Origin of the sequence: Bacteroides sp. RTP21281st1_H5_RTP21281_210402 (assembly GCF_040918965.1) — a bacterium.
Classification (GTDB): domain Bacteria; phylum Bacteroidota; class Bacteroidia; order Bacteroidales; family Bacteroidaceae; genus Bacteroides; species Bacteroides congonensis.
The window spans coordinates 186377-203116 of sequence record NZ_JBCOWR010000003.1; the positions used below are offsets into that span (position 1 = coordinate 186377).

Annotated in this window: 16 protein-coding genes and 2 tRNA genes; 4 read left to right on the forward strand and 14 right to left on the reverse strand. The window is 38.3% G+C overall.

The annotated features are described in order from the left end of the window. Positions 1-32: 32 nt before the first annotated feature. The 4 genes from AB5443_RS06380 to AB5443_RS06395 form a co-directional block, all read right to left on the reverse strand. Positions 33-1304 carry a sensor histidine kinase gene (locus tag AB5443_RS06380; RefSeq protein ID WP_368113479.1) on the reverse strand — a complete coding sequence of 424 codons (1272 nt, stop codon included), beginning with the start codon at positions 1302-1304 and terminating at the stop codon, positions 33-35. Between the two features lie 16 nt (positions 1305-1320). After that, complete coding sequence (locus AB5443_RS06385) at positions 1321-1998, reverse strand: response regulator transcription factor (protein ID WP_368113480.1); 678 nt, start codon at positions 1996-1998, stop codon at positions 1321-1323. A 138-nt stretch (positions 1999-2136) separates the two neighbouring features. Beyond that, positions 2137-3630, reverse strand: a complete 1494-nt coding sequence (gene proS / locus AB5443_RS06390) for a proline--tRNA ligase (RefSeq protein ID WP_022138266.1) — start codon at positions 3628-3630, stop codon at positions 2137-2139. Between the two features lie 170 nt (positions 3631-3800). Then, positions 3801-3906, reverse strand: a tRNA-Gly gene (locus tag AB5443_RS06395). 420 nt (positions 3907-4326) lie between these two features. On the opposite strand from AB5443_RS06395, the gene AB5443_RS06400 reads away from it, so the two are divergent. Continuing rightward, on the forward strand, positions 4327-4491 hold the full coding sequence (locus tag AB5443_RS06400) for a hypothetical protein (protein WP_167482589.1): 165 nt from the start codon (positions 4327-4329) through the stop codon (positions 4489-4491). Between the two features lie 73 nt (positions 4492-4564). On the opposite strand, the gene AB5443_RS06405 is transcribed toward AB5443_RS06400, so the two are convergent. The 5 genes from AB5443_RS06405 to AB5443_RS06425 all read right to left on the reverse strand — a co-directional run bounded on the left by AB5443_RS06405 (position 4565) and on the right by AB5443_RS06425 (position 7720). Beyond that, complete coding sequence (locus AB5443_RS06405) at positions 4565-5110, reverse strand: lipocalin family protein (protein WP_307997297.1); 546 nt, start codon at positions 5108-5110, stop codon at positions 4565-4567. Between the two features lie 25 nt (positions 5111-5135). Then, on the reverse strand, positions 5136-5468 hold the full coding sequence (locus AB5443_RS06410; RefSeq protein ID WP_368113481.1) for a DUF5640 domain-containing protein: 333 nt from the start codon (positions 5466-5468) through the stop codon (positions 5136-5138). 108 nt (positions 5469-5576) lie between these two features. Next, positions 5577-5942 carry a DUF6567 family protein gene (locus AB5443_RS06415; RefSeq protein WP_368113482.1) on the reverse strand — a complete coding sequence of 122 codons (366 nt, stop codon included), beginning with the start codon at positions 5940-5942 and terminating at the stop codon, positions 5577-5579. Positions 5943-6540: 598 nt separating this feature from the next. Beyond that, complete coding sequence (locus AB5443_RS06420; RefSeq protein WP_149941724.1) at positions 6541-7179, reverse strand: recombinase family protein; 639 nt, start codon at positions 7177-7179, stop codon at positions 6541-6543. Between the two features lie 94 nt (positions 7180-7273). Beyond that, positions 7274-7720 carry a JAB domain-containing protein gene (locus AB5443_RS06425; RefSeq protein WP_008649616.1) on the reverse strand — a complete coding sequence of 149 codons (447 nt, stop codon included), beginning with the start codon at positions 7718-7720 and terminating at the stop codon, positions 7274-7276. 812 nt (positions 7721-8532) lie between these two features. On the opposite strand from AB5443_RS06425, the gene AB5443_RS06430 reads away from it, so the two are divergent. Beyond that, positions 8533-9123 carry a hypothetical protein gene (locus AB5443_RS06430; RefSeq protein ID WP_307996305.1) on the forward strand — a complete coding sequence of 197 codons (591 nt, stop codon included), beginning with the start codon at positions 8533-8535 and terminating at the stop codon, positions 9121-9123. A gap of 357 nt (positions 9124-9480) precedes the next feature. On the opposite strand, the gene AB5443_RS06435 is transcribed toward AB5443_RS06430, so the two are convergent. From AB5443_RS06435 to AB5443_RS06455, 5 genes are all read right to left on the reverse strand, one after another. Beyond that, entirely contained in the window at positions 9481-10110 is a 630-nt protein-coding gene (locus AB5443_RS06435) for a hypothetical protein (protein ID WP_368113483.1), read from the reverse strand. Positions 10111-10187: 77 nt separating this feature from the next. Next, positions 10188-11261 carry a hypothetical protein gene (locus tag AB5443_RS06440; RefSeq protein ID WP_368113484.1) on the reverse strand — a complete coding sequence of 358 codons (1074 nt, stop codon included), beginning with the start codon at positions 11259-11261 and terminating at the stop codon, positions 10188-10190. Positions 11262-11607: 346 nt separating this feature from the next. Continuing rightward, positions 11608-12621, reverse strand: a complete 1014-nt coding sequence (locus tag AB5443_RS06445) for a hypothetical protein (protein ID WP_368113485.1) — start codon at positions 12619-12621, stop codon at positions 11608-11610. Between the two features lie 80 nt (positions 12622-12701). After that, positions 12702-13922: a site-specific integrase gene (locus AB5443_RS06450; RefSeq protein WP_288359919.1), complete on the reverse strand. Its 1221-nt coding sequence runs from the start codon at positions 13920-13922 to the stop codon at positions 12702-12704. Between the two features lie 114 nt (positions 13923-14036). Further along, positions 14037-14112 (reverse strand) — tRNA-Gly (locus tag AB5443_RS06455). 214 nt (positions 14113-14326) lie between these two features. On the opposite strand from AB5443_RS06455, the gene AB5443_RS06460 reads away from it, so the two are divergent. Together AB5443_RS06460 and AB5443_RS06465 are read left to right on the forward strand one after the other, a co-directional pair. Next, a complete protein-coding gene (locus tag AB5443_RS06460; RefSeq protein ID WP_368113486.1) occupies positions 14327-15739 on the forward strand; it encodes a TolC family protein in 1413 nt (470 codons plus the stop codon). Positions 15740-15745: 6 nt separating this feature from the next. Then, positions 15746-16732, forward strand: a complete 987-nt coding sequence (locus AB5443_RS06465; protein WP_044655781.1) for an HlyD family secretion protein — start codon at positions 15746-15748, stop codon at positions 16730-16732. The last annotated feature ends 8 nt before the right edge of the window (positions 16733-16740 follow it).

Here is a 16740-nt window from a genome sequence, read left to right on the forward strand (position 1 = left end):
TAAGGGGATTCTTTTATGGGGAGAATCAAGTTCTATTTAGAAATCTCAAAGCAATGTTCTTCCTGTTCGTAGTAATACCGTAGGGTCAGATGCTGCAAGCGACAGATGGATTCGGCTATTGCCAATCCCAATCCGGTAGAACCTTCCTTCTTGGCACCTTGATAGAAACGCTCAAAGATATGTTCCTTGTCCAACGGATGCTCTACTCCTGTATTCCGGAAAGTTATATTGTTTTTAGTCACAACTATTCGGATATGTCCCCTATCTACATTATGCACAAAAGCATTCTTCAGAAGATTTGTCAGTAAAGCCACCGCCAGGGATTCATTCATTGTAACATTGAAAATATCTTGTTCTTCAATGCAAGTTTCTATATTGCGATAGTTATACACTTCTTTATAGTCTTGCAAGTACTGTTTGAGAAGTATATTAAATTCCAACTGTTTAGCATCGGTAAACTGACCATTATCTATCTTAGTAAGTAATAGCAGGGATTTATTCAGTTTGGTAATGTACTCCAAGGTCTGATGTGTTTTTATCAATTCTTCCAGTTGCTTTTCTGATAATGAATCATCTTCCATCAGCATTTCCAATCGGTTGCGGCAGATGGCAAGCGGAGTCTGTATCTCATGCGAAGCATTCCCTATAAACTGTTTTTGCTGTTCAAACATCTGTTCTGTACGTTCTACATAACGGGTAGCGGCATCATTCAATTTCCTAAATTCTGTAATTTGGGTATTATTGTTCAACGGTTCATTTTTTTTCCCGGTTTGATAATTGTCCAGCCAATGAAGAAGTACATACAGCGGGCGCATATTCCGGTAGAATACCCATACCGAAATTATGATAATACAGAATAGTAAAGCCACATACAGAAAAATAATCCATACCTGAATAGCATCTTTCAAATCATCTTTTTCGATACTGGGAGTAGATACTGTCAGTTCATGGTATCGTCCTTCGTCATCCTGAAAGATTGTGGTAAGAATGCGTGCCGGTTCGGTTTCTCCTTTTTCTTCAATATATACCATGGAGTCCTTGTACTGAATATCTTCCTGACTTTCCGCATATTCCTTACTTACTTCCGCCATATAATACTGATTGTTGGAACCGTTAGTCTTGGAGGGTAGTTCCTCGCCTGCCAACGCGCGGATAATGATTGTTTCCGAATAGTCTTCCAAGGCATCATCCACTTCATCATTCACTTCGTCAATCATCGTGACATAAAAGAAAACAGCCCAGACAGTCAAGATAAGAGTCAGAGCAAGAGTGATGCGGAGAATGATGTAATATATTAATTTCATGGATGATAGTCTCTTTTTATTCAACAATCAATTTATATCCGAATCCGTAGACAGCTTTTATTTCAAGGGTTGCGCCCGAATCTTTGAGCTTTTTGCGTAGATTCTTGATTTGGGCATATATGAAGTCGAAATTATCTACCTGGTCAATATGATCTCCCCACACAGATTCGGCCAATGTATTTTTATTGATTAATCTTCCGGGACGGTTAATGAAGTATAGCAGAATATCATATTCCTTTCTGTTCAGTTCTAGTTCGCGATCATTAACGAATACATGAAACTTGTCCGGCTCTATCCGGACATTTCCCTGACGGATATCTATCTCTCCATCCTGTTGACGACGGCGGATCACGCTTTTTATCCGGGCATTCAGTTCCACCAAATGAAATGGTTTCGGTAAGTAATCATCCGCTCCGAGCTCAAGCCCCAAGACTTTATCTTCTAAAGAATCCTTTGCAGAAATGATAATCACGTTTTCCCGTTTATGGAGAGCTTTCAATCGTTCGAGAAGGTCAAGCCCGCTTCCATCCGGCAGCATAATATCCAGCAAGATACAATCATAGTCGTAATCCTCAATTTTACGTAACGCTGAATTGAAGTCACCCGCTGTTTCCACAACATAACGTTCTTTTTCAAGTGAACATTGGATCAGTTCCCTTAACGACGGCTCGTCTTCTACAATCAATATCTTCATTGTTCTTTCTCCTTTCTTTATAAATGCATTACAAAGAAAAGGGATATTTCTGAAATAAAACTGAAATGGGCATAAAAAAAGTCGGAAACCATTACTGATTCCCGACTTTTGATTCTATCAGATTTACTTTCTATAAGCTTAATAAGAACGTGCGAATACTACACGGCAAGCAGAAGGTTTACCTGTAACCATACATTTACCCGGTTCCTTGTCACCCGGAACAAATGAATCGAACGGGATACAACGGATTGTAGCTTTTGTATCTTCTTTAATCTTTTCTTCTGTTTCGGTAGTTCCGTCCCAGTGAGCAAGAATAAATCCGCCTTCTTCGATTTTTTCTTTGAATTCGTCGTAGGTATCTACTGTCGTAATCTTGGAGTTACGATAGTCTAATGCTTTCTTGTAGATATTTGCCTGCATTTCTTCAAGCAAGTTCTGAACGTATGTCTCGATACCGTCGCACGTAATAGTTTCTTTTTCCAGCGTATCGCGGCGCATCACTTCCATCGTATTGTTCTCGAGGTCACGGCCACCCATTACCAAACGAACAGGAACACCCTTCAATTCATAATCCGCAAATTTGAAGCCCGGACGTTTATTGTCTGCATTATCATATTTCACTGAGATGCCCAATGCTTTCAATTTAGCGACAATACCTTCTACTTTAGCGTCAATCTGTTTCAGTTGGTCATCGTTCTTATAGATAGGAACGATGACTACCTGAATCGGAGCCAAATGCGGCGGTAATACCAAACCGTTATCGTCAGAGTGAGTCATAATCAATGCACCCATCAAACGAGTGGAAACACCCCATGAAGTAGCCCAAACATACTCCAACTTGTTTTCTTTATTAACAAACTGAACGTCGAATGCTTTTGCGAAGTTCTGTCCCAAGAAGTGGGAAGTACCACTTTGCAATGCTTTTCCATCCTGCATCATCGCTTCGATTGTGTAAGTATCAAGTGCGCCGGCAAAACGTTCGTTAGCTGATTTTACACCTTTTACTACCGGAACGGCCATATATTTTTCAGCAAAGTCACCATACACATTCAACATTCTGATAGCTTCTTCTTCCGCTTCTTCACGGGTAGCGTGAGCGGTATGTCCTTCCTGCCACAAGAATTCAGCAGTACGCAGGAACAAACGGGTACGCATCTCCCAACGGAAAACGTTCGCCCATTGATTGCAAAGGATGGGCAGGTCACGGTATGACTGAATCCAGTTCTTATAAGTGTTCCAAATGATCGTTTCCGATGTCGGACGGATAATTAATTCTTCTTCTAATTTAGCAGCAGGGTCTACTACTACGCCCGAACCATCTTCCGCATTTTTCAGACGATAGTGTGTTACTACGGCACACTCTTTTGCGAAGCCTTCCACATGCTCTGCTTCGCGGCTCAGGAATGATTTCGGGATTAATAACGGGAAATATGCGTTTACGTGTCCTGTCTCTTTGAACATGTCATCCAGTTGACGTTGCATTTTCTCCCAAATAGCGTATCCGTAAGGCTTAATCACCATACATCCGCGTACGGCAGACTGCTCTGCCAAATCAGCTTTTACCACCAAATCGTTGTACCACTGTGAGTAGTTTTCACTACGTTTGGTAAGGTCTTTCAGTTCTTTTGCCATTATATTCTTCTATTTAAATTTTTTCGGGTGTTAAAACAGGGTGCAAAAATACGAAAAATGAGCGAACTGCGCTCATTCTTCATACATTATTTTCTTTATATCTCAACTGTATATTATAATAAACAAAAAATCAGACAGTATGCATAAGTTAACTGCCTGATTTTCAAACGAGCGGTAAACGAGGCCCGAACTCGCGACCCCCAGCTTGGGAAGCTAGTGCTCTCTAAAGCCTTCAAAGCCTTCGGCTTCGCAGGCAACCAACTGAGCTATAACCGCTTATAATAGTTATCTTTAATAACAGATTTCCTTATAGAATCTATGGTTGAACTCTTGGTTGAACTTCTAAGTTAAATCCAAGAATGGTTAATAATCTCTTTGCGGACTTCATCCACGCTGCAAAGGTAATGAATTATACTTATAATGCAACTATTCAACCCTTCATAGATAGGGGGACTATATTAATATATTCTGCAATAAAAGGTAGTATTAGTAATGCTGTGGTAATTATCTACATTCAATAATAGCTTAATCACCTATTCCTTAATTACAGCCTTACAGACTTTGGAATAGTGGTATTTAAATATGCCTGCCCTGCAATATTTAAAACTTCGCTCTATGTATTATGTTCTTCCCCTGCTTCTTAGTACCTTTATTGTCAGATGATTCAATGATTAACTTATAAATATTAGTACTGATATGAAAGAGAAGAAAGCTAATGTAGGCTATTTAGGGGACGAGATTCGTGAAACTACCATAACGGAACGTATCTATCATCTTGTAGATTTCACTCTGTTGGATAAATACTTCCCCGGTCTATTTAAGGAAGAGAAGTGTAAACTAAAGAGGAAGAGACGGAGATAAGTGAACTGGAATGGAAACTAAAAGGCAGCAAGTGAATGTTACTTCAAATGCTGCCTTTATTAATTAATAGTGACTATTCCATTCGAGTAAATGTTTCTGTAAAGTCTGCACTGTCACGATGATTAGGGTTATAATCGGGGTCAGTTGGTTGGCTCGTCTGTACATTATCATATTTGATACGAATCGCCAACTTATCTGCTGTTAAGGCTTCAATGGTGAGATTGGCATAAGAATCAAAATAACCATAGCTACCATTAGTTTCGCTTACAGTTAATGTGTTACCATTTAAGGTTAATGTCTGACTACTTCCGTCCATTTGCCATTTTGAACCATAATAGTAATATGCAGCTACAGAATAAGTGTTATCTGTAAGTTTCTTAATAACTAATTTCTCACACTCACCATCACCACTATTGGGATTATAAGGGTCGCAAGTATAATCCCATTCTTCTCTTTCGGTTTCTTCGTTGCAGAATTCCCAACCTGCACTACGCACCAATCCCCAAGTTCCCTCTAACTGGCTTACATCAATGTCATCATCGTCATCGCTACAAGCAACGAAATTCACACTCATAATAATGGCTACTATAGCCATACCAATAAATCTTAATGTCTTCATTATCATTATCTATTAGATTCAATAATCATTTCTTCTTATAAGTAATTTCTGTACCATACTCATTCTTGGCCGTCATAGTATTGCCATTAATGTTGATAGTGTATTTGTCAGTATCATCATCGTCATAGTTTATTATTAATGTACTGGATTTACTATCATAAGTGTAAGTAAACTGATATGTGTATGATTCACTATCATCGTCATAAAATAAATGCTCTTCTCCGCTTCCGTCATTTCGAAAGGTCCACCTTAAATGTTCGCCTTCATCATCGTTCTGCCATACTCCAACCAATGGATTAGACGGGTCATCATCGTCGTCATCACCACAAGCGGTAAAGTTTAAACACAACACAACCATTAACAAGGTCGTTCCAATTAACCTTAATGTCTTCATCTGTTATATAAATTAAAATAAGTAATGAAGGTTATAGATGAACCATTTCGCCTACAACCTTCTCATTTATTGTTATTTAGTAAACTCTATTACCGTCCCAGTTGCAATAGCTTTACGTTTCCCCCAAAGCAAATAGAATTGATTCTTATATTGTACATTGGTGTTTATAATAGCACGTGCTTCTCCTTTTAAATTTGCCTTCTTTAGCATATCACTCATTGCAGATTCTCTTAAGGATTTCCTAGACAAACCACCAATTCCAAGAACATAATTCTGTTTACTCTCTCCAGTAACAGTTTCTACTACCTTATAATTCTTCTGATTAAGAACGATAGAGGTCTGAATTTGATTCTGATTACTTGTCGCTTCCTGAGAAACGGAGCAACTTGACAACATTGCACCAAATGCAATCACACTAATAAATAATACTTTTCTCATGGTTATATAATCTGTTTGTGCCTCTACGTTCCTAATAGAGAGCGTTAATAATTGAGATATAAGTGTGAGGAACACAACACGGAGTTGCACACTTCTTTGATAAAGAACTGTTGAGTAGTAAAATAGACTGTCTGTTTCTTATATACCTGTATTTATGCCAACCTGTTCCCTATGGTTGACTACTACATACAAGAAGCGTGGGAACTATTGAATATTACTACTGTGGGGCTCTGGACTTGCCTAAGGTGAATAATAAACAATAGCCCACGCCAAACGATATATAGACTATCTTAACAAGATAGGTATATAACATTGACGTGAGCGTTCTTGCCTATTATCTTCACCTTTTGAAATTGTCCAGATTTCACAGTAAGATAATATCTTAAACGCTCTTCGTTAACTATGTCCTTTCAGAACTATCTCCATAGAAGTCTGAAATTGCTACAAAGTTACTAAAAGCTGTTTAATTTGCAAGAACTATTGTTTATTAAATGTTGAGAACTGTCTCTACTCAATAATTCAAGGTTGGTATGAAACTTGCTAAATCCCCATATAAGTAGAAATTCTGAACTTCCATACCAACCATAGATTTAAGAGATTAGGAATTAATGAACTGATTCTTTATCCGTTGAACGGTAGAGATACCAATTCCTTGTAACTTAGATATATTCCTAACTGAATACCCTTTCTTTAATAACTGGATAACTTCCTTGTACTCTTCCCGTTTCCGTTCCTCTGTCTTAATACTGCCAACCTTCCTACCAAGTTTACCACCTTTAGCAATGTAGTTAGCTCTTCCACTGTTGAGGCGATATACTATGTTAGAACGTTCAATGTTAGACATCTCCGCTAGTATGGTTATCAGAATTGAGACGATAGGATTAACTTTACCGTCCGTTTGAAGTGTGTAAAGTCCCAAGTTCTGAATGTAAACTGATACCTTAGCTTCATGTAGAATTTCTAAGGAACGAAGTACCTGTAATGTACTTCTACCTAGTCTGGATAATTCAGACAGTAGCAAGTAATTAACAGAATTGGCAGTACAATATTCCAAACAGTCCGTTAAAACTTGCCTCTCTTCATTCTTCTTAGCACCGCTTATATGTTCCTCAAAGATAGAGACGACTTCAATTTCCTGTGCGTTGGCGTACCTTGTTAAATCTTGAATCTGTCTTGCTGTATCCTGTCTGTCACTTACAGACGATACACGTGCGTAAATCACTGCATTTGTTTTCATTAAAGTCTTTGATTAAATTGATAACATGAAGGAATGTGTTCAAACCACCTTTATAGATTTAATTGAACACATTCCCAATTTGAACACAAATAAGTTAAAGCGTACCTTCATCGCTAAAGCTATAATAGCTTTCACTTGTCATAATGATATGGTCTAGTACATTAATTCTCATTAGCTTGGCAGCTTCCTTAATACATCTCGTTAACTCAATATCCAATGTGCTTGGCTTTAAATTCCCGCTTGGGTGATTGTGTGCCAAGATTAAAGATACAGAATTAGTTAGTAGGGCAGCCTGCAATATCATTCTGACATCTACGCTTGTCTCTGTTATCCCACCTTCGGATATTTGTGTATATCCCAAGACTTGGTTGGCTTGATTCAAGAATAATACTTTAAAGTACTCCTTGTAATCTATCGTCCCTTCTTTGAAGGTAGGCAGCAGAATTTGGAAAGCGTCAGCAGCACTGTAAACCTTGCTTCTGTTTCTGGTAGTTGGCTTATATGTAAGCTCTACTTCTCCAACTTTATAATCTAAATTCATAACGTCAATTATTAATGTGATTATCTTGTTAATTAATAACTGCTATCCTCTGAACAGGGCATATATTATCAATAAGATATAGCCCGCTATTAATAAAGGAAATGATAACATTGCCACAATCATTGTAGCACTGACAACTAGCAGATAGAATAAACTTCTCATGAGCCTGTAAAGTTGAAATTCCCCTATCTGAAAGCTAAGCAAACCACAATCAGTATTAATAATCCCACAAAGAATTGCGGCATTAGAATTAACGGCACAATTAGTATTGTACCAATCGTACATAACATCTTTAAATCTTCCATACATATTGTTTTAGATTAGTAATCAGTGAATAAAGCAGTAAATAGACGGCTTGGCATGAAGCACTTCCCTTATCACCTGTCTTTGTGTCTGTCAATACAGAATCATATATTAATAATAGATGAGGCTGATATTCCAGAGATTCAGAAAGCCTGTGAGTTGGAAAGCGATTCACGCTAAACTATTTACTTCTCCAATAATGGGTAAGGGGGTGTAGAGTAGTTACACCGCTATAGAGTGCATAACATATACCTCATGCTTACTGACAAATCAAATATTTCACTCTATCTCTGCATAAAGTCTAAATAGAAACACTGCCTAAATCTAAAGGGCGGGGGTATGATTTTAGATACTACCAAATTTGGGTTTGGGCATATAATATAAATAAATCTCATTAAAAGATAGTACACTAATACATCTTTATATTGTCAGATTCAAATAGATTGGCTACATTTGCATAAACTCATAATTATATGAATTATGGAATATATTAATGAATTTCACAAGCAATGGATAGAGCGTACCCGCCAATCAATAATCTCTTGGAGCAAGCAGCCTGTATCACCGGAAGAAGTAAGGAAGCAACAGGAGAAGTTGAACCAACAGAGGGCTATAAGGGAAGGCAAATTAAAGAACTGATAGAATTTGCCAACGTCAACAACTTATGGATTGACTTGTCATCCCTCAATATTACCTACATGGATAAGGGCGGTGAGAATGAAGTGTTCCATGACGGTAAATCGTCTGTTATCAAGCTGAACAACTTTGAATATGCAGGGGATGATTTGGAGAACTTCTTCATTCGCATTAACGCACACAATAAGTTCTTTAGTAATGTACCCTATCAGATGATTGGCTTCTCTTATAACAGTCGTCAAGAGTTCAGTGCAGTTCTCACACAACCTTACATATTGGCAGAACGGGAAGCAACAGAAGATGAAATTGTTGAATACATGGAAGCGCTTGGCTTTGAAATGGATTATATAGACGAGTTCCATAACGACCAATATGAAGTGTTTGATGCTGTTCCCAACAATGTGCTGTACGGTATTGACAAGGACTTGTATTTTATTGATACTCAAATCAGACTAAAGAAGTAATTTAGATATATGTGTAGAGGGATAAAATCCTCAACCTTATAATATAAATCTCATTAAAAGGTAGTATTCTTATCAAATGCTGTCTCTATCATTATTAATTTGACTTCATGAGCATATAACGTTCATATACCATAGGTGGTGGGGAAATTCATCTCATTATTAATTATATAATATAAGATGTATTTTCCCCTGTTTCCCATTAATCAGACTTCAGAAGCGTATTATGTGCATATAATACCAGTATGGCTACCTTCCGCCAATAAATATCAGTAGAAATGTCTATTAATATACTGGCTGTCTGATAATGGGGAAATTATGTGCCTTATTAATTATATAATATAGCACTATTTATCCCCTCTATTCGTCTTTACTGGAGTTCAGAGTTATATTGGGTAGTTCACTGCATCCCCGTTCTCTTGCACTTGACTTCTTCTGCCCTTTAAAGTCATTCTCAAGTAAAATTCCGTCTGTGTGGAGAACTAATTTGTTTCCATTATAAGAAACGAGCTTGTTAAGCAATTCACTGATGTACTTGTCATAGGTCTTTCTATCCATTCTCAAAGTCTTGATTATATTAGCTTTAGTAAGTTCTATATTGCCATATTTGGAGAGTAATATAAGTTGGATAAATAAACCCTTAGCCTCTACACTCAATTCTACGTTAACAAATTCTTTGGATAATGTTATACATTTAAGTTCCATAGGCGGAATATGATACGCATTGCGTTTACTCTTGTATGCAAATCCATTATTTACATAGTACGGTTTAATGTCTAAGAACTCTCTGAATTTATTATTGAATCCACTTACAGACTTGTCGCCAGTCAAACTCTTTAGTTCATCCAATGTAATTCTAACATTGTACCAATCATCTCTACATAATGATAAACAGTAAAACCTGTAAAGATAGGCAGGCTTGAACAAGTTAATCATTGAGTAGTTAATTGTAGCATTACTTCTGCATGAAGCTAATAATCTTGTCTTCATATCTTTATTGTATTTAATATTAATAATTTGTTATTGGTAGAGCCTACCTGTCACATAGGCTCTCTGTTTGATTGGAGTTAGGCTTCCAGTGCTTCTTTAAGCATTACTTGGAAGTCATCCTCTTCTTTGACCTGTTTCAGTCTCTCTTCATTCAGATTCAGAGCCTTCAATTTATCCAATGCTTCAAATGCCTGCTCCTCACTATTTATCTTAGCGTAACTGTTAAAGCCTTTAATGAAGTATCGCTTTGTGAGGAAGGAGACTGTGATGTGGGCGGCTTTACAAAGTGTAATGAATTTATTTCCCCTCTCAATTTCAATTGTCGTACCTTTAGGCAGCTTGTACTCTTCACCCTTCAATACCTTGTCAAGAGCTTTCTCTGATATGCTCTTCCTTGTATAAACCAAACCTGCCGTTGTAGGATTGAATCCCTCTTTGATAAGTTCTGCCATATTCTTGAACAATGCTTCTTCTGATGTCAGAGCGGCTACTGTCAGTCTGTCTTTCTTGTCCCAGTTACCAACAGTGTTGATGTTTACCAGATATTCTCCTATATTCTCAACTCCTTTGACAAATACATTAGGAATGACTATGCCGCCCTTGATTGCGTTCAACTTGGCAAATGCAGTACCTCTGTGCTGTCCGTCCAGAATCACATAGTAGCCTTCTGCTTCCTCTGCACTTAACTCTCTGCCATTGATGTCTGTTACAGTATATCCTGCTTCTATCAATGCTTTGGCTTCCGCTACAATGATTGGGTAGGCTTCTTCATACTTGCCATTGTCAATAATAGCGATGAACTCATCCACTTTCTTGGAGTTGATAACCCTGTTATTCTTAACCAAAGCTATCTTCTTTGACACTTCCTTACCGTCCTTAGCCAGTCTGAACGTGATTACATCATCATTCAAAGCTACGGTAGATGCCAGCTTCTTGCTTTCAACCTGTGCAATATCCTGTTGCAGTTGGGCTATAATTTCCCGTTGGGCGTTGATGATAGTGTCATTCATTCTCTTGTTGATTAAGCTCTTTAAGTCTCTCTCTTCTTTAGCAAGACGCTTCTTTAAATCTTTGGTGCACATGGTTGTTATTGTTTTAATGTTAGATACTGTGTTTACGTTCTCTGTTGCTTTGGTTAATTCTGCTGTCATATTCTTTAAATTTTAGATAGTTATTAATGATTGCAACCTCCGGTTAAGTGTGCACCCTTAACATTTGATTGCGGTGCAAAACTACTGCTATCCTAACTGCTGTGTTATAAAGAATAAGCTCTGATTTCAGCTCTATTCTTTAGGGAATTGTCTTGTCAGTTATTCAATGCTCTCGTTTTACATTGCAAAGGTGAGGAATAGTCGGAAGGTGTGTTATAAAGAATAGAAGGCGATTTGAAGTGTATTCTTTAGATATAAGAATATCAGCGAATTAGCTAATTTAAGGACATAAAAATAACTACCACGTGATTACATGGTAGTCTGTAAGGATTGGTGGATTTATTAATTACCAAAGATGTTCTGTAGATTGATTATTGGGTGAGAAATTGTAGTCTTCTGTCTGTTTGGTCTTCCATTGCGGTTTATAGCCTTGTTTCACCAAATAGGCTATTGCTGCATTGGTATAGTTCTCATCATTATTGAAACTGCCTGCTTCAAATAATAATTCCATGTAGCCTAACGTCATGCGTATCTGTTCACTCTTGGTCTTTATTGAGGAATATCTTTGTAACAGGTGGAATGTACCATACATGATTAGATTATGGGCTGCATTATTGGCTTTCCTGCCCTTCTTCTGTGAATATACTTCCTTCAATTCCTGTTGGGCTTCTTCCAAACTGTTTACTCCTAAATAGATGTGAAGGTAGTTATCCAATAAATCAGTCAGCCAATAGCAAGAGTTATCAAGAGTAATCTTCTTAACTCCGTTATCAATGGTTATAGGACTGAATACCCTTAGTTCCTTCTTCTTGGAAGGTGAGTATCTCTTGGTATTCAGCAACTCATATAGCTTTAGCATTTCTGGACGGACTTGTTTCAGATAAGGCAGTGTGTTCTCTGATATGACAACTTCTGTGTAAAGTTCACCATTCTTATACTTCTCATATATGGCAGCTACAACAAGCAAACTTATTCCAATTACTCCGTCGTTGTCAGTTTCACCATGCTTCTGTAATAAATCAATCAGCCGTTCCAATAAATTATTACTTGGCAGAGTGATAAGTATATTGTGTTCTGAATCCATAATGAAGCTACTTGGATTAAACGCCTTACTGATAGAAGTAGATTTGGGAGCATACCGTTTATAATCAAATACTCCGTTATCTACTGCGATAGTATTTAGAAATGAATAGTCTGTCATGTAGTTCTTACAAATGTCTTCACTGATTCCGTTGGGATATTCATGGTAGTAAGTAGCTGACAGTTCATTCTCAAACATGGCACGCTTATAGCCAAAGTATTCCGTGAGTATGGGTTCTATCTTCTTTAATTCTGGAATTGGTAGTATGTAATCTCTCATATCGCTTCTTATATTAGTGCTGTAAAGTTAACAAGAATAATCCCACCTGCAATAATTACAAGTGGGATTAATTGAATGTACTATAATAAGTTCTTCATTGCATCATCTATCTGTTCGTTATCGAAACTATCAAGGTATATTTGTGTTGTTGCTAAATCAGAATGTCCTAGCGCTTCACTTATTAATGCAATATTTACTCCTGATTTCTTCAATACAGTCGCAAACGAGTGACGAGCTACATAAGTAGTTAAGTTAATATCAAGTCCTGATTGTGTAGCTATTAATTTAAGATTACTGTTAACCTTACTTAATATCTTATGGATTCTATTCTGTTTCTGCAATGCTGTCTTATGTACTTCTACATTTAGAATGGGAAATAAATATCCATGACTATCAGGGGCATACCGTTCAATAATTCTTAAGGCTGCATCAGATAATCCCAACTTAATAAGTTTACCTGTCTTCTGCCGTATATAATGTAACCTCTTGCCGTCAACAATGTTCTTACTTGTTAAATTGGCAATATCAGTAAAATTGATTCCACCACATAAATAACTAAACATGAATATATCCTTACTTAATTGTACGTATTGTCGCTTACCAACAGAAGATATATCGGCTGTCAGCTTCATTATATCAGCTTTGGCTATAGCCCTCTTCTCTGTGCTGACATCAAATTTACCAATCTTGTATTCATTGAAAGGATAGTCTGATTTACGTGCATATTTATTCTCAATAGCCTTATTATATGTACTACGTAAAGTACGTAACATCAAACTCATAGTTGTCTCTTTGTTACCTTTAGAACGTAACCATTTCTCATAATTACAAAGCCATGAAGGGTTAATTGCGCTGAATGGAATATCTAAATTACCTTTAGTGAAGGTATAAAGAGAATTATATGAAGATTTATAAATGAGTCTATTGCCACATTTACTCTCATCTGCATATTGTTTTATTAAATCCTGATAGAACTCACTAACTGTCTTATGTTTAACTGTCTTATCTGTATCATTGAGAAGAAGCATATTGGCGGTATACTCCCTGTCATCTGATTTTAATTCTAACATTCGTTGCTGAAGTTCTGCCTGCTTATTGAGGATTATCTTCTGAATGTATTCTCTATTTGGGCAACTAGGTTTAAGCCTATTTCTAGTAAAGTCCCAATACTTAACAGGAATAGAAATTCCCAAACTCTGATACTTCTTCTTACCATCCTTACAGATACGTAACATTAATGGTACTTCTCCATTTGCAAGCGTCTTCCACTTACAACATACGACGTTAATGGTTGCATTCATGACAAATTTTGGTTGAACTCTTGGTTGAACTTTAGTCAGTTCAACCACCGTTTAACGTCTTATTCTATAAACAAAAATCAGGTGGCCATCCTAAGATAACTACCTGATTATCAGTGGAGCGGTAAACGAGGCTCGAACTCGCGACCCCCAGCTTGGGAAGCTAGTGCTCTACCAACTGAGCTATTACCGCATTGTTACGTTTCTCTGCAAAAAGCTTTCTGAAACGGTGATGCAAAGGTAAACATAATTTTTATATCTCAAATAAAATCTTTGAAATTTTAATGCAGGAAAAAGTATCTTTCATATTTGTTTTGCTGATGGAATAATCTCTGTGCCTTGTGAAATGAACAAACCTGTCTTTTTATCTGTTAGAATAGCTCAAAAATAGATATAACCTAACCAGTATGAAAAAAAATAAGTTACTTTTTGTACTATTGACTTTGTGTTTTTCCATTATTCGGGTAGATGCACAGACACCATTAAGTTTCGAAGAATCGTTGCGTCTTCTTAATCAAGGAAATCAGAGCCTGAAGATTGCTGATAAAGGAATTGAGATAGCCAAAGCGGAACGTGACAAGCTCAATGCTTTCTGGTATCCCAGTCTCCAGACTACGGGAGCATTTGTACATATGTCCGAGAAGATTGAAGTAAAACAACCGTTATCGCAGTTTACAGACCCGGCTAAAGACTTTGTACATTCCATTATCCCGGATGACCAAATTATTTCATCCATATTGGATAAGATAGGAGCAAATACGCTTGTTTTTCCTTTGACCCCGAGAAACCTGACTACTGTCGATTTATCTGCGGAATGGGTATTATTCTCCGGTGGTAAGCGTTTCCGTGCTACCAATATAGGTCGGACAATGGTGGACTTGGCACGGGAAAACCGGGCACAAGTATCCGCCGGGCAACAGAATTTATTGGCCGAGAGCTATTATGGATTACGATTGGCGCAACAAATCGTGACTGTTCGCGAAGAAACCTACAACGGACTGAAGAAGCATTATGAGAATGCCTTGAAACTTGAAGCGGCCGGAATGATTGACAAAGCAGGACGACTTTTTGCGCAAGTGAATATGGATGAAGCAAAACGGGCATTGGAAGCCGCACGTAAGGAAGAAACCGTAGTGCAAAGCGCGCTCAAAGTTTTATTGAATAAAAAGGATACCGATGAGAACATCATTCCCACCTCTCCCCTTTTCATGAATGATACCATCCCGCCCAAGATGCTTTTTGACCTCTCCGTGAATAGTGGAAACTATGTGCTCAACCAACTACAATTGCAACAGCATATTGCCAAACAAGAGGTGCGGATTGCTCAAAGCGGTTATCTGCCGAATATAGCCCTTTTTGGAAAACAAACCCTATATTCGCATGGCATTCAGAGCAATCTATTGCCACGTACCATGATAGGAATTGGCTTTACGTGGAATCTCTTTGACGGGTTAGACCGTGAGAAGAAAGTACGGCAGTCCAAACTGACAGAGCAGACGTTGGCCTTGGGACAGATGAAAGCCCGCGACGAGCTTGCTGTCGGAGTGGACAAGCTTTATACGCAACTACAAAAAGCGCAGGACAATGTAAAAGCCCTGAACGCTACGATTGCTTTAAGCGAAGAGCTTGTACGGATTCGGAAGAAATCTTTCACAGAAGGGATGGCGACCTCTACCGAAGTTATTGATGCTGAAACCATGCTTGCCAATGTAAAAGTGGCTCGCCTGGCAGCATATTATGAATATGATGTGGCACTGATGAATTTACTTTCACTTTGTGGCACACCGGAACAATTTGCAAACTATCAACCTAAACCGTAACAAACAATGAAACTAGCCAGTAGAACCCTATCATGGGCTTTTGTGATTATAATGTTGGCTGTGGGTATCTTCACAGCCCTTGGAATCATATTGATGCATAAACAACCGATGGTGCTTCAAGGACAAGCAGAAGCAACTGAAATCCGTATTAGCGGGAAACTCCCCGGACGTATAGATACATTTTTCGTTCAGGAAGGAGACTGGGTGCGCCAAGGCGATACACTTGTCGTCATCAATAGCCCTGAGGTGCATGCCAAATATCAGCAAGTGAATGCTTTGGAACAGGTTGCCGTGCAACAAAACAAGAAAATAGATGCAGGAACCCGCCGTCAGATTGTAGCTACCGCATTGCAACTATGGAACAAAACAAAAAGTGACCTCGGTCTCGCTGAAACGACCTATAACCGTATTCTTACCTTATATAAAGATAGCGTGGTCACTTCGCAGAGAAAAGATGAAGTGGAAGCGATGTACAAAGCGGCTGTCGCTGCCGAGCGTGCAGCCTATGAACAATACCAGATGGCTGTAGACGGTGCACAGCAGGAAGATAAAGCGTCTGCCGCCAGTATGGTAGATGCCGCCCGAAGTACAGTAGACGAAGTCTCCGCTTTATTGGTCGATGCCCGGCTGACAGCCCCCGAAGACGGGCAAATAGCGACCATCTTTCCAAAACGCGGAGAGTTAGTCGCTCCGGGAACTCCAATTATGAATCTGGTAGTGATGGATGATGTACATGTCGTGCTCAATGTGCGCGAAGACCTGATGCCACAATTCAGGATGGGAGAAACATTTGTCGCAGACGTACCTGCCATCGGCAAAAAGAATATTGAATTTAAAATCTATTATATTAGTCCACTGGGCAGCTTTGCTACCTGGAAGTCGACAAAACAGACCGGAAGCTATGACTTGCGTACTTTCGAGATTCACGCCCGTCCCACTCAAAAGGTGGACGATTTGCGCCCCGGTATGTCTGTGTTATTGACACTTGATTAATGAATGTA

Bases quoted from the DNA above. Each gene is read 5' to 3' on its own strand.
- AB5443_RS06410 (WP_368113481.1), bottom strand. From the start codon at position 5,468: ATGGTTGTGTTGTGTTTAAACTTTACCGCTTGTGGTGATGACGACGAT.
- proS (WP_022138266.1), bottom strand. From the start codon at position 3,630: ATGGCAAAAGAACTGAAAGACCTTACCAAACGTAGTGAAAACTACTCA.
- AB5443_RS06460 (WP_368113486.1), top strand. From the start codon at position 14,327: ATGAAAAAAAATAAGTTACTTTTTGTACTATTGACTTTGTGTTTTTCC.
- AB5443_RS06435 (WP_368113483.1), bottom strand. From the start codon at position 10,110: ATGAAGACAAGATTATTAGCTTCATGCAGAAGTAATGCTACAATTAAC.
- AB5443_RS06415 (WP_368113482.1), bottom strand. From the start codon at position 5,942: ATGAGAAAAGTATTATTTATTAGTGTGATTGCATTTGGTGCAATGTTG.
- AB5443_RS06385 (WP_368113480.1), bottom strand. From the start codon at position 1,998: ATGAAGATATTGATTGTAGAAGACGAGCCGTCGTTAAGGGAACTGATC.
- AB5443_RS06420 (WP_149941724.1), bottom strand. From the start codon at position 7,179: ATGAAAACAAATGCAGTGATTTACGCACGTGTATCGTCTGTAAGTGAC.
- AB5443_RS06400 (WP_167482589.1), top strand. From the start codon at position 4,327: ATGAAAGAGAAGAAAGCTAATGTAGGCTATTTAGGGGACGAGATTCGT.
- AB5443_RS06380 (WP_368113479.1), bottom strand. From the start codon at position 1,304: ATGAAATTAATATATTACATCATTCTCCGCATCACTCTTGCTCTGACT.
- AB5443_RS06425 (WP_008649616.1), bottom strand. From the start codon at position 7,720: ATGAATTTAGATTATAAAGTTGGAGAAGTAGAGCTTACATATAAGCCA.
- AB5443_RS06445 (WP_368113485.1), bottom strand. From the start codon at position 12,621: ATGAGAGATTACATACTACCAATTCCAGAATTAAAGAAGATAGAACCC.
- AB5443_RS06450 (WP_288359919.1), bottom strand. From the start codon at position 13,922: ATGAATGCAACCATTAACGTCGTATGTTGTAAGTGGAAGACGCTTGCA.
- AB5443_RS06405 (WP_307997297.1), bottom strand. From the start codon at position 5,110: ATGAAGACATTAAGATTTATTGGTATGGCTATAGTAGCCATTATTATG.
- AB5443_RS06430 (WP_307996305.1), top strand. From the start codon at position 8,533: ATGGATAGAGCGTACCCGCCAATCAATAATCTCTTGGAGCAAGCAGCC.
- AB5443_RS06440 (WP_368113484.1), bottom strand. From the start codon at position 11,261: ATGACAGCAGAATTAACCAAAGCAACAGAGAACGTAAACACAGTATCT.
- AB5443_RS06465 (WP_044655781.1), top strand. From the start codon at position 15,746: ATGAAACTAGCCAGTAGAACCCTATCATGGGCTTTTGTGATTATAATG.